A 12,814-nucleotide genomic window follows, 5' to 3' on the forward strand; every position below is an offset into this window, starting at 1 on the left:
CCCGATTCGCTTAGTGGCCCGGCACTTTCCATTAACACCCCTAGACCGGCACCTGGGCAACGTGTCTTCCGATCCGTTTTGGTCCGTTTTCGGATTGTTGCCAGGCGTTGACGGCGCCGAAAGCGAGGCTAGGAGGGCCTTGTCGGACGTTGTGGCAGCGTCGTTTTCGGTGACGCGGTGGTGCCGTCGTCGGCGCAGCGCCGAGACCGGTCGCCGATGGTTTCGCCGACCGCGAGGGGCGGCGCCGCTCGACGACTCGCGGCCGTACCTCGAGTACCGAGCTTGTCTCAGGCGCCAGATCTGCTCACCCGATCGCTCCGCCACTCGAAAGCGCCTGGGACAGCGTCCCGCCCAGACGAAGTCTTCCTCCTGTTATAACAGCTCGGATGGTGTGCAAACTCCACATTTCTCACCGGCGCTGCTGTGGCTGCTTGAACCACTTCGCCATAAACACGTCCCGCTCACGCCTTCGGCAAACCCTCAACGGCCCCATAGTGGTATCGCGTCTGGAACCAACTGGCCGAACCGGCACGCTACGGTAAAAGTCGACTGAAAAGTCGGGGCAGGGTTGCCGAAACAACAACGGCGATGGGACCGGCCCGTGAATCCGGGTCGGTCCCATCGGTGATCGCATATGCCTCAGCTCGGCAGGCGCATGCAGGTGGTGGCTCAGATGTAGGTGTAGGAAACGCCGTTACTCGTACCAGCCCCGGTGGTGACCGTGACCGGCACTGTACCGGTCCCCGCAGGTGCCAACGCAATGATCAGCGTGTCCGAGAATACGAAATAGAATGTCGCGGGAGTAGCGCCGAAACGTACCGAGGAAGCTCCCGTGAACCCGGTGCCGGTCAAAATCACCAGAGTTCCCCCGATCGCCGGCCCCGAATTCGGAGTGATCGAAGCCACGGTGGGAAGCGTGGGAACCGACACGTAAGTGTACGGCAGCCCATTACTCGTACCGGCCGCAGTGGTGACCGTCACCTGCACTGTACCGAGCCCGGCAGGAGCAACCGCCGTTATCTGCGTGTCCGACACTACCGTGAACGAAATTGCCGGCGTAGCACCAAAACTCACACCTGTGGCACCGGAAAGGCCCACACCGGTCAGAGTGACGGTAGTCCCCCCAGCGGACGGACCCGAATTCGGAATCAACGAAAGCAGGATCGGAAGCAACACATAGGTGTAGGAAACACTGTTACTTGTACCGCCTGCAGTGGTGACCGTGACCGGTACCGTGCCGAGGCCCACCGGAGTGACCGCGGTAATCTGCGTATCCGAATTCACCGTGAACGAAGTCGCCGGAAGAATACCGAAAAACACTGCAGTAGCACCCGTGAACCCGGTGCCGGTCAAGGTGACCGTAGTCCCGCCGGTCACCGGCCCCGAATTCGGACTGATCGAAGTCAGCGTGGGAACCGGCACATACGTGAACGGAACGCCAGCACTCGTACCACCCGCAGTGGTGACCGTGACCGGCACCGTACCCGTCCCGGCAGGAGACAACGCGATGATCAGGTTGTCCGACAACACGAAATAGGACGTCGCCGGAGTAGCGCCGAATCTTACCGCGGTAGCACCCGTGAACCCGGTGCCGGTCAAGGTGACCAAAGTCCCGCCGGTCACCGGCCCAGAACTCGGAGTGATCGAAGCCACCGTGGGAACCGTAGGAACCGATACGTAGGTGTACGAAACACCGTTACTCGTACCGGCACCAGTGGTGACCGTTACTTGCACCGTACCCGTCCCCGGCGGAGCGATCGCAGTGATCTGCGTGCTGGAATCGATGGTGAAAGTGGTTGCGGTCGTACCGAACCGCACGGTCGTGGGACCGGTGAAGTCGGTGCCGGTGATGACCACACTGTTGAATCCCGAGGTAGGTCCCGATGTCGGCGAGATCGAAGTGATGGTAGGCATGGCGCTGCCTCCTTGTTGATGTGGTGGAGAGGGTGACGCGGGATATAGAGGGTTCCGTCTGCACCGGTGTGCCGACTGTTGTCATGGCCCGGCTCTATCCAGTAACGCTCCAGCACCGGCATTCGGACAATGAGTCCTCGGATCCGTTTTCGAGTGAACCCGGATCCGGACCCATGGTCGCGCCGACGCCTCGTCGCCGGTTCGGTTCAGCGCGTCCAGCATCGGAGACGATTGCAGCTTCGAGGGGTTCTTCGCTCGGAGCTACCGCAATCACTGCGGTGCGCTTGTGTCACTGCGGCGACATCGTCAAGATGAAAACTTGACGGGCTCGGTCAGCTACCCGGATCCGGATAGCTCGGTCACTCGGACGGACGGCAGTTGTCCGGGAGGGATCGGATTCTGTGCCCGAGATGCTCGGCCACGTCTGCGCGTTGAGTCACACCGAGCTTCTCCAGGATGTTGTGCACATGATTCTTGACGGTGCACACCTCGATTCCCAAGCACGTGGCGATCGCACGGTTACTCAGGCCGAGCGCGATGTGATCAGCGACCTGCGCCTCGCGGGCGGTCAACAGTGGGCGTGAGCCGCGCAGACGATTTTCGTTGGCGAGCGTTGCGACGCGCCGCATCAGTCCGGCCGCGATCACCGGTGAGCACAGCGTTTTCCCCTGTGCGGCATGCCGTATCGTCGCGACAAGATCGTCGATAGATCCTTCGCGCGGGACGTACCCGACCACTCCCGCTTCCGCGCAGGCGACGACACGCTGCTCCGTTTCCGGGAGCGCGAGAGCCACGATCTTGGTCTCCGGGAATTCTCTGGCGTACAGACGAGCGCTCGCCGAACTGTTCTCCGCGGACATGTCCAGCAGGAGGATGTGCGGGACGACATGGCGAGCAAGGTGGAGTCCGTCGACGGGATGCTCGCACGTGGCGATCTCACCGATGCAGCCGAGCGCGGACAGTACCGACGCCAGCCCCTCGCGGTAGAGCCGGATCGGCGAGACGATGACTATCCGCAACGCGGACTCTTCACTTCGGCAGACTGCACGGGCCCCCTCGAGCATCCCCTAGCACCCCTTTGTGAAGCCCGGCATCAGCAGAGCGACAATGACCTTCGTGCTCTCTCCGGACCGATAGCCGCAAGGATTCAGCGACCGCATCATTCCTCCTTGACGCCGGCTGGGATTGCGTCCACCTTCACCTCGATCGCCCGTAGTGGCGCGGTTTCCCACCTGGGGCGCCCGACCTCTAAGCGCCGGCTCTATACCATTAAGACCCCTGGACCGGTACCCGGGCAATGTGTCTCATGATCCGTTTTCGTCCTTTTTCGGATTGGCTGCCAGGCATGGAGAATGCGGGGCGTTCGGGGCCGGCCCAAGACCAGCCGGATCTCTCGCGCTGTGTGGAACGAGTTCGCCACCAGCGCTGCCCCTCGGTGGTAGGCGTGTTCGGCCGACACCGGAGTAGCGACACCGCCGTTCTCGGTTGCGCGGGGGTGCGTTTCGTCGCGACGCGCGCCGACTTGTCCATGGATCCGGTGGCACTGCGCGCGGCCATGGAACAGGATGGGGCACGTGGTCTTACGCCGGTGATGGTGATGGCCACGGTCGGCACTACATCCACCAGTGCGGTAGCCACGGTGGAGCTATCGGACACGACGATCCGCTCATGTGAGGGTGTCTGCCACGTAGGCGGCGGTCTCGGCAATGAGGGATTGATCGTATTCGGCGTGTTTGGTGGCTTTGCTGGACATGATCGCAATAACGAGAGGCGCCGACCTCGGAGGCCACGCAATGGCAATATCGTTGAGCGTGCCGTAGTCGCCGGTACCGGTCTTGTCCGCCACGGTCCAGCCCTGCGGCAGGCCGGCTCGGATGCGTTGGGCGCCGGCCGCGGTGGCGTTGCGCTCCAGCAGGTCGCGGAGAAATGCTCGTTTCTCGGTCGAGAGGGCGTCTTCCAAAACAACTTTCTGATAGTCGGTGCCGAATGCCCGTGGAGACGTTGTGTCGCGCGGATCTCCTGGCGTGGCTTCGGTGATCGTCGGCTCGAACCGGTCCATCCGCGTGACCGTGTCGCCGAGGTCGCGGGCGTATGCCGTCAGCTGCGCCGGCCCCCCGATATCGCGGAGCAGGAGATTGGCGGCTGTGCCGTCGCTATATCGAACCGCGGCGTCACAGAGTTGACCGATCGTCATTCCCGCTGTCACGTGCTGCCGGGTGATGATCGAGGACTTCATGAGATCGTCTGCGGCGTAGGTGACGACTGTATCCAAGTGCGAGAGCGGATTACGGTGCAATACCGCTGCCACCGCCAGGCCCTTGAAGGTCGAACAGAACGCGAATTGTTCATCGGCCCGGTGGGCGATCGAGGTGCCGGTGCCGGTAGCGAGGGCATATACGCCGAGGCGTGCGTCGAACTTTCGTTCCAACTCGACCAGGCGGTCATGCCGAGCGTTCGTCGCGGCATCCGGGGAGGAGGATGGCGCAACGACGGCCGGGGGAAGCCTGCCGTTCGTGCATGCGGCCAGCGGTAGAAGTGCCGCGGCCCCGAGAAGAGCGCGGCGAGTGATGATCGGGGCTCGCACATTTCGACGGATGGGTGGAGTGGGCATGAATTCCTCTCGTCGCGACGGATATCGGAATCGTTGCGGAGCCTGTTCATGCTGTCCAAGACAGAATCGAGAAGTTCGATGCCAAAGCTGCATAGAGTGTCTGCGTGGACCTCATCGCTGGCTGCCGGGCGTTCGTGAGTGTGAGTGAGACGGGGAGCTTCACGCAGGGCGCTGCGGCCGCGCGGATTCCCCAGTCGGTCGCCAGCCGCCGGATCGCTGCATTGGAACGTCATCTCGGAGAGCGATTGTTCGACCGCTCGACCCGCCGAGCGAGCCTCACGCGGTTCGGTCAGGACATGCTGGTGTCGGCGCAACGTCTGGTCCGGCTCGCCGACACCATGGAACAAGACGCGAAGCGAGCACGGCTGCGCCCGCTGCGCCTAGCTGTGCCCGACATCTGCACCACCCGCAGCCTCGCCGAACTCGACGCCGAGGCCCGAGCACACGAGATATACCTCGAGTTTTGCCGAGGCACACCCGGCGACCGAGTCCAACTGGTGCGGACCCACGAAGTACGTGCCGCCCTTACCGCGGTACCCGCTGAGGAGGGAATCTGGACCGTGCCACTGGGCGTGGCCAGCGCCGCGAGGCTACGTCCTGGCGCGGTGTTCCTGGAGACTCTTCGGGTCGGGCGGTCCAGCCGACCACCACGACGCCGGGTGTGGATCCAGCCGGAAGACGACGTGCCCCATATTCGTGATCGCGTCCTGCGCGTCCGCGACTCTGTGGGACTACAACCTGCGCAGGTGACGGTCGCAGCGCTGACCGAGGCTACCGCGGCGGTCCTCGGGTCGGCCGACCTGCTGGTGTGCTCCACCGCGCAGGCCCACGAACTCGAACTACAGTGGCGACCCATCGGTGAACTCCGGCTCGCGCGCGGCTTCGATATCACGGCGAGTATCCATGACGATGCCGACCGCCTGCGCACCCGCCTGTGGCCGGCTATCGCACGATGCCTCGGTATCACCGAATCGATGGAGACCGCGTGAATCGGGAGGCGCTGATCCAGGAGTTACGCGCTGAGCTGGACGACGGCGGCCTTCGTGGCTCGTTCCTGGTCCGCGACCTACATACGGGGTGTGAACTCGGCATCGAGCCCGACGTACAGTTTCCGATCGCTTCCCTGATCAAGATCCCGCTCGCGACGGTCACTCTCGACCGGATCCGGCGCGGTGAACTCGACGGCTCTATGCCGGTGCAGGTAGCTCCTGGCCGCATGACGACCCCCGGCCCCACAGGGTTGAGCAGATTCCGGCACCCCGCCCGCATCGCTATCGAAGACCTGCTGTACCTGAGCACGTCGATCAGCGACAACATAGCCGCCGACGCACTGTTCGACATGACGCCGCCAGCCGAGATCACCGCAACACTGCGCAAGTGGAAAGTCCACGGGATCACCGCCCGGCACTTGATGCGAGATCTCACCCAGACCCCCTCCGAACGGTTCGACACCGCCGAGGTCCATCTGGCTCACTCGCTGGCCATCGGAGGCGGCACCGCCGGGCACGGGCACCAGCTCGCTCAACTCGATGTCACCAGAGCAAACTCGGGCTCGGCCCGGGCATTTGTCGACCTGTTACAGGCCTTGTGGACTCCGTCGGAGATCGATCGTCACGTATCCGAGCGCGTGCGCGAACTCATGGCACACAACTTGATACGGCACCGCCTGGCACCGGACTTCAGCTCCGACGCCTCGAGGTGGTCGTCCAAAACCGGGACCCTGCTGAACCTGCGGCACGAGGTCGGCGTCGTCGAACACTCCGACGGCCAAACCTTCGCGATCGCCGCGCTCACCGAGTCCCGCATACCGGCCGCCACTCAACCCGAAGCCGACGTGCTCATGGCACGCATAGCACGAGCCCTCCGCGACCAGCTACGTCACGCTGAAATCAGATGATGAGAGCGCCGTGGTCCAGTAGTTCGACAGGTCGTTCTTCGCCCACTGCGGGGTTTCAAAGTTGCTGACCATCACGAATCGAATTCGCCACCGTGTGTGGCTACCGAGCGATGATCTCGGCGCGCGCCTCGTTCTCCGACAACGACACGAATTCGAGTATCGTGCTGGGGTTTGCACGTTCGAACTCGCCGGACCGCGCGATGGTGTCCTGCACCTGCGAGTTCGAGACCATCGCGATGGTGTTGCTGCCGGAGGTGAACGATCTGGCGCCCGCGCAACCGCCCACCCCTAATCACGGCCGCCGCGGCTTTCGCCTGCTTTCTCATCGGGCGGTGTTTGTCATCGGGCAGCGCTCTCCTTCTGTTCCAGCAGCCACCGCGCGCACTCGCTATCGGTGACGAGGATGGTGGCCAGTCCGCCCCGCAGCGCGCCGAGGACGGCTTCGTGCTTGGTCTTTCCGCCGGAAATCAGCAGCGCGGTTCGGCAGGCCCGAATGGCGTCGAGTCCGACCGAGACGGTGCGTGCGGCAAGGGATCCTGCGACGTCGCTGCCGTCGGCGTGGAAGAATCGACCGCCGATCTCACCGACCGCGCCGAGTCCGCGCAGTTCGTCGAGGATCGCGGTGTCGAGGTAGCTGCCTTCGAACAGGGTGGTGGCGGTGGAGACCGGTCCGACGCCGAACATCATGATGTCGGCGCCGCGGCCCAGTGCCATAGCGCGGCCGAGCATCGAGTCGTTTTCCAAGGCGGTCACCGTCGCCGGATCCGCGTAGAGCGGGGCGTGCAACCGAACGGGGGTGGCTTGCAGCTGGGTAGCGCAGCGGCCGAGCGTGTAGTCCACGCCGGTCTTATAGTCGCCCGAGGTCATCGATCCGTCGAGCTGGACAACGGTCGCGCAGCGGGCCGACTTCGTCCACAGTTCATGCGCGACCGCGATTGTATCCGGGCCCCAGGTGAATCCGAGAGTGTCGTCCGGCCGCAGCCGGCGATTCAGGACTCCGACCGCTGCGCGCCCCAACGGCAGCAGGCTCGCCGCGGACCGGTCGGGTACCTCACCGAGTACGACCGCCTCGATGAGCCCGAACGTCGCCTCGAGCTGGCTCTCGATATCAGCGTGCACGGCCGAGCGCAGATCGTCCGGGACATTGATCTCGATGCGCACCAGCCCCTGCGCCCGGGCGCGGGCGATGAGCCGCCCGGCGGTCGGGCGGGAAACGCCCAATTTGGCGGCGACATCCGCCTGAGTGGCGCCCTCGAGGTGGTAGAGCTGCGCGGCTCGCAAGGCGAGCCGGATCTCGTCCGGTGTTCCCGGCCGGGATGGTTCGGTGGCCACACGAGCTCCTCATCGGCTGTGAAAATTTGCTCAGCTCGTGAACAATTGCTCAACACGCTAGCATTGCGATGTGATGAACACAACAGTCGAGGGGTGGTTATGACTCGGACCGCAGGTACTGCGCTGAGTGCCGCGACGATCGGTAGCCTCATCCCGGAAGTTTCCGTACCTACCTACGATCGGTCCCGGATCTCGACCGGCATCGTCCATTTCGGCGTCGGCGGATTCCATCGCGCCCATCAGGCGATGTACATCGACCGGCTGCTGGAACGCGGCGGCGCCCGCGAGTGGGGGATCTGCGGCGTGGGTGTGCTGCCCGCCGACCAACGGATGCGTGATGCGCTGGCGGAGCAGGACGCTCTATACACGCTGGCGGTGATCGAACCCGACGGCACATGGTCCACACGCGTGATCGGCTCGATCGTCGAATACCTCTATGCGCCCGACGATCCCGAGGCCGTACTCGAGAAGCTCGCCGATCCGGCAACCCGGATCGTCTCGCTCACCATCACCGAAGGTGGCTACAACTCCTCCGCGGTGACCGGCGAATTCGACGCCGCAAATCCGGTGATTCGCGCCGACCTCGAGACGGATGCGGCGCCCGCCACCGTGTTCGGGCTCGTCACCGAGGCACTGGCGCGGCGGCGGGTGCGTGGGATCGCACCGTTCACTATCATGTCGTGCGACAACATCGAGGGCAACGGGCAGGCCGCGCGCGCTGCTTTCGGAGCCTTCGCGCGGATGCGCGACCCTGGCCTCGGCGACTGGGTCGAGCGCGAAGTGCGTTTTCCGAACTCCATGGTCGACCGCATCACGCCGGTAACACCGCCCGAGGCGATCGCCGAGATCTCGCGACGCTATGGTCTGGAGGATCGGTGGCCGGTCGTGACCGAGCCGTTCACCCAGTGGGTGCTGGAGGATTCGTTCGCCCTCGGGCGGCCGGATTTCGGCGCCGCCGGCGTGCAACTCGTCGCGGACGTCGCACCGTACGAGCTGATGAAGCTGAGGCTGTTGAACGCAAGCCATCAGGCACTTGCCTACCTGGGATATCTGAGCGGCTACCGACTGGTGCACGAGGCGGCGCAGGACCCGGTCTTCCAACGTTTCCTGTTCCGCTACATGGATCACGAGGCGACACCCACCCTTCCTTCCGTTCCCGGAGTCGATCTTGTCTGGTACAAGCACACCCTCATCGAGCGGTTCTCCAACCCCGCGATCGGCGACACCATTGCCAGACTGTGCGCCGAATCCTCCGACCGCATCCCGAAGTGGCTGCTGCCGGTCATTCGTCAGCAGCTCGCCGCGGGCGGTGAGATCGGCTGTGCCGCAGCCATTGTCGCCGGTTGGGCGCGCTATGCCGAAGGCATCGACGAGCAGGGTGAGCCGATCGAGGTCGTCGACCGGCTCTGCGAGCGGTTGACGCCGCTCGCCCGCCGCCAACACGGTGACCCCACCGCCTTCCTCAGCGACCGCGCGGTATTCGGCGACTTGATAGACCAGCCCCGGTTCGTCCGCGCCTATATCGCGGCGCTGGATTCACTGCACGCCCATGGCGCCTTGGCGACGGTGGCCGAGTTCGCACGCACCGAAAGGCGGTGACGGTTATGCGTGCGGCGGTCCGGAAGGGCCGACTGGACGCGGGCGATCGGGTGCTGGTGAACGGTGCGGGCCCGCCCCCATCACCCGCGGTCGCGCCGATCCTGTGGTGGTGGACGTGCTCGCCGAGGTGATCGCCTTCCGTGCGGTGACCTCCGGCGTTGACTATAGGTCAGGACGGCGTCACTCGTGCGTGCTCGGCTGTCGTCGCAGTACGGCTCTGGCCAGTTCGGCGGGCGTTTCTGTGGTTGTGTCGACAACCGTGTCGTAGGGCGACGGCCCGGGTGACTGATGCCGTCACAGTTCAGCTGGCTTGGACGTTGTCGAGTTGAATCAAGTGCTCACGGACGCCGACGATGGCCACATCCATCGACGGGCGGCCCGATACCGGTCACACTGAAAGGAGGCCGCACCAGCGCGGGAAGACCCGTAGCGGTCGTGGTCACGGTAATATCAAGCGAGGTGGTTCGCGTCGGCCGTATACCGCTCGGCGTGACGCAGCCATGGGAGTGGGAGATGAGTACACGCCACGGCCTGCGGCGGTTGAATCGCAGCACTCGGGTGCTGTTGATCGCCGTCACGATGCTCGTTGTGTCGTTGCTGGTCATTCCCCGGCTGATCGGCGTCTATGTCAGCTGGCTGTGGTTCGGTGAAGTCGGATTCCGCGGTGTTTGGCGCACCGTGCTCTTCACACGTCTGTCGCTGTTTGTTGCGGTCGCACTGTTCATCGGCGGCGCCCTTTTCGCGGCAATGTGGCTCGCGTTCCGGTTCCGCCCCCTTTACTTTCCCGGCGCAGGGAAAGAAGACAGTCTCCGGCCGTATCGCGTGATGGTGATCCGGTGGCCACTGCGGTTCGGATTGGGCATCGCCGCGGCACTGGGCGTCATCTGCGGCCTCGTCGCGCAGTCGAGTTGGATGACAGTCCAACTGTTCATCCACGGTGGATCCTTCGGTGTGTCGGATCCCGAGTTCGGACACGATGTCGGGTTCTTCGTCTTCGATCTGCCCTTCTATCGACTCGTCGTGAACTGGCTGTTCGTCGCCATCGTCCTCGCGTTCCTGGCCAGCTTCTCGACGCACTATCTGCTCGGGGGACTGCGCCTGTCCGGAAACGGGGCGGGACCAACCCGCGCGGCCCGCGTCCAGCTCGCGGTGCTCGCAGGCGTATTCATAGCCTTGAAGGCAGCCGCCTACTGGCTCGACCGGTATTCACTGCTCTCGAGCGACAGCAAAGAACCCACCTTCGCCGGCGCCGGCTATACCGACATCAACGCGGTGCTTCCCGCCCGCCTCATTCTCTTCGCGATCGCCGTCATCTGCGCTGTGGCGGTCTTCGCCGCTGTAGTCGTTCGGGACCTACGCATCCCGGCGATGGCCGCCGCGCTGCTACTGCTGTCGTCGATCCTGGTGGGCGCCGTCTGGCCGCTGGCCGTCGAGCAGTTCTCGGTCCGCCCGAACGCCGCCGACATGGAACGTGCCTACATCGAACGCAATATCACAGCTACCCGGCAGGCGTACGGGATCGGCAGCGACCGGGTCGAGTATCAGGCCTACTCCGGAGTCGGCACCAAGTCGCCGTCCGATGTTCCGGCGGACGTGACCACGATCGCCGACGCCCGACTGCTCGACCCGAACGTGCTCTCGCGAACGTTCACCCAGCAGCAACAGCTGAAGAACTTCTACAGCTTCCCAGCGCATCTGGACCTGGATCGTTACCGCATCGGCGGGGACCTGCGCGACTACGTGGTCGCCGCCCGCGAGCTGACCCCGAGCGCACTGAGCGGCAACCAGCGCCACTGGGTCAACCGGCACACCGTCTACACCCACGGAAACGGGTTCGTCGCCGCACCGGCCAACCGCGTCAACGCCGCCGTCCGCGAGGCCGCAGGTGATGCTGCCAGCAGCAACAGCGGATACCCGATCTACACGGTGAGCGACATCGCGTCCCAAGCCTCCAGGCACCAAGTGATCCCCGTGCATCAGCCCCGCGTCTACTACGGCGAAGTCATCGCCCACGCCAGCCCGGACTATGCCATCGTCGGCGGCGGCACCGAACCCCGCGAATACGACACAGACACCACCAAATACACCTACACCGGCGCCGGCGGCGTCCCGATCGGGAACTGGCTGAACCGCTTGGCCTTCGCCGCAACCTACACCGAACGCAACATCATCTTCTCCAAGGCGATCGGTCCCGAATCGAAGATCATCTTCAATCGGGATCCGCGCCATCGCGTCGAACTCGTCGCGCCGTGGTTGACGACCGACAACAACCCCTATCCGGCAGTCGTGGACGGAAGAATCGTTTGGATCGTCGACGCGTACACCACAATCGACGGCTACCCCTATGCAAAACGCAGCACGCTCGAAGCCCCCGATTCGAGCGACAGCCGCACGCGGTCCCCACGACCGGTCTCCTACGTGCGGAACTCGATCAAAGCCACGGTCGACGCGTACGACGGCACGGTCACCCTCTATCAAGTCGACCGTCAGGACCCGGTCCTTGCGGCGTGGATGAACGTCTTCCCCGGCACGGTCGAACCCGAGGAGTCGATCACCGCAGAGCTGCGAGCCCATTTCCGGTACCCGGAGGACCTATTCGCCATCCAACGCGAGATGCTCGCCAAATATCATGTGGATGAACCGCGAGAGTTCTTCACCACCAACGCTTTCTGGTCGGTGCCCAGCGACCCGACCGTTGACGCCAATCCGCATCAGCCCCCGTTCTACGTTCTGCTCGGCGACCGTGCCAACGCCGAGCCGTCGTTCCGGCTGGCCAGTGCGATGGTCGGGTTCAACAGGGAGTTCCTCTCCGCCTACGTCTCTGCCTACTCTGATCCCGAGAACTACGGCAAGATCAGCATCTTGCAGCTGCCCACCGACACCCTCACCCAGGGTCCGCAGCAGATCCAGAACTCGATGATCTCCGACACCAGAGTGGCGTCCGAGCGAACGCTGCTCGAGCGTTCGAATCGGATCCAGTACGGCAACCTGCTCACCCTGCCGATCGCCGATGGGGGAGTGCTCTACGTTGAACCGCTCTTCACCGAGCGGATCTCGACAACCCCCAACGGATCGACTTTCCCGCAGCTGGCGCGGGTGCTGGTCAGCTACCGCGAACCTGGCACCGGCGGCGTCCGCGTGGGCTACGCCCCGACCCTCGCAGAGGCGCTCGACCAAGTATTCGGGGCCGGCACCGGCCGGCTCGCCACCGCACCCGGCGGTGGCCCCGCAGCACCGCCGCCACCAGGCCAGCAGTCCGTCTCACCACCACCGGCGGCGCCTCCACCAGCGGAATCCCCGCCGGGTGTGGATCAGGCGAAGATCGCCGAACTCAACGCGCAAATGAACGCCATCCGTGCTGCCCTCGACCGTCTCCAACAGCAGTTGAACGACCTCAACCGTCCCGGCCGGTGACGCATCCGTCAGCTAGCGTCGGTGTTCGACCCGCCTTCTGCGGTACG

The 12,814-nt window shown here is 64.4% G+C and carries 8 protein-coding genes and 1 pseudogene; 4 read left to right on the forward strand and 5 right to left on the reverse strand.

The window, feature by feature from the left end; all coding sequences use genetic code 11:
- Window positions 1-669 precede the first annotated feature (669 nt).
- The 3 genes from OH799_RS03590 to bla form a co-directional block, all read right to left on the reverse strand.
- Window positions 670-1,914 (reverse strand): IPT/TIG domain-containing protein, encoded by a 1,245-nt coding sequence (locus OH799_RS03590; RefSeq protein ID WP_406275663.1) that lies wholly within the window; start codon window positions 1,912-1,914, stop codon window positions 670-672.
- Between the two features lie 359 nt (window positions 1,915-2,273).
- On the reverse strand, window positions 2,274-2,978 hold the full coding sequence (locus OH799_RS03595) for a LuxR C-terminal-related transcriptional regulator (protein ID WP_406275666.1): 705 nt from the start codon (window positions 2,976-2,978) through the stop codon (window positions 2,274-2,276).
- A gap of 602 nt (window positions 2,979-3,580) precedes the next feature.
- Window positions 3,581-4,525 carry a class A beta-lactamase gene (gene bla, locus OH799_RS03600; RefSeq protein WP_406275669.1) on the reverse strand — a complete coding sequence of 315 codons (945 nt, stop codon included), beginning with the start codon at window positions 4,523-4,525 and terminating at the stop codon, window positions 3,581-3,583.
- 104 nt (window positions 4,526-4,629) lie between these two features.
- Here bla and OH799_RS03605 point away from each other — a divergent pair, with 104 nt between their 5' ends.
- Together OH799_RS03605 and OH799_RS03610 are read left to right on the forward strand one after the other, a co-directional pair.
- Window positions 4,630-5,514: a LysR family transcriptional regulator gene (locus OH799_RS03605; RefSeq protein ID WP_406275672.1), complete on the forward strand. Its 885-nt coding sequence runs from the start codon at window positions 4,630-4,632 to the stop codon at window positions 5,512-5,514.
- On the forward strand, window positions 5,511-6,422 hold the full coding sequence (locus OH799_RS03610; RefSeq protein ID WP_406275675.1) for a serine hydrolase: 912 nt from the start codon (window positions 5,511-5,513) through the stop codon (window positions 6,420-6,422). Before OH799_RS03605 ends, OH799_RS03610 begins: the two co-directional genes overlap by 4 nt.
- Before the next feature lie 33 nt (window positions 6,423-6,455).
- Here the strand turns inward: OH799_RS03610 and OH799_RS03615 are convergent.
- Both OH799_RS03615 and OH799_RS03620 read right to left on the reverse strand, forming a co-directional pair.
- Window positions 6,456-6,708 (reverse strand): annotated as a pseudogene (locus OH799_RS03615) (sugar ABC transporter substrate-binding protein); the annotation flags it as partial.
- A gap of 53 nt (window positions 6,709-6,761) precedes the next feature.
- The gene (locus OH799_RS03620) at window positions 6,762-7,754 is read right to left on the reverse strand and encodes a sugar-binding transcriptional regulator (RefSeq protein ID WP_406275678.1); all 993 of its coding nucleotides are present in this window, start codon (window positions 7,752-7,754) and stop codon (window positions 6,762-6,764) included.
- 99 nt (window positions 7,755-7,853) lie between these two features.
- Between OH799_RS03620 and OH799_RS03625 the strand changes: the two genes are divergently transcribed.
- Both OH799_RS03625 and OH799_RS03630 read left to right on the forward strand, forming a co-directional pair.
- On the forward strand, window positions 7,854-9,353 hold the full coding sequence (locus OH799_RS03625) for a mannitol dehydrogenase family protein (RefSeq protein ID WP_406275681.1): 1,500 nt from the start codon (window positions 7,854-7,856) through the stop codon (window positions 9,351-9,353).
- Window positions 9,354-9,866: 513 nt separating this feature from the next.
- A complete protein-coding gene (locus OH799_RS03630; protein WP_406275684.1) occupies window positions 9,867-12,767 on the forward strand; it encodes a UPF0182 family protein in 2,901 nt (966 codons plus the stop codon).
- Window positions 12,768-12,814 lie beyond the last annotated feature (47 nt).

Origin of the sequence: Nocardia sp. NBC_00881 (assembly GCF_045207455.1) — a bacterium.
Lineage (GTDB): Bacteria > Actinomycetota > Actinomycetes > Mycobacteriales > Mycobacteriaceae > Nocardia.

Coding starts and splice junctions, on each gene's coding strand:
- OH799_RS03590 (WP_406275663.1), bottom strand. CDS start 1,914: ATGCCTACCATCACTTCGATCTCGCCGACATCGGGACCTACCTCGGGA.
- OH799_RS03595 (WP_406275666.1), bottom strand. CDS start 2,978: ATGCTCGAGGGGGCCCGTGCAGTCTGCCGAAGTGAAGAGTCCGCGTTG.
- OH799_RS03625 (WP_406275681.1), top strand. CDS start 7,854: ATGACTCGGACCGCAGGTACTGCGCTGAGTGCCGCGACGATCGGTAGC.
- OH799_RS03630 (WP_406275684.1), top strand. CDS start 9,867: ATGAGTACACGCCACGGCCTGCGGCGGTTGAATCGCAGCACTCGGGTG.
- bla (WP_406275669.1), bottom strand. CDS start 4,525: ATGCCCACTCCACCCATCCGTCGAAATGTGCGAGCCCCGATCATCACT.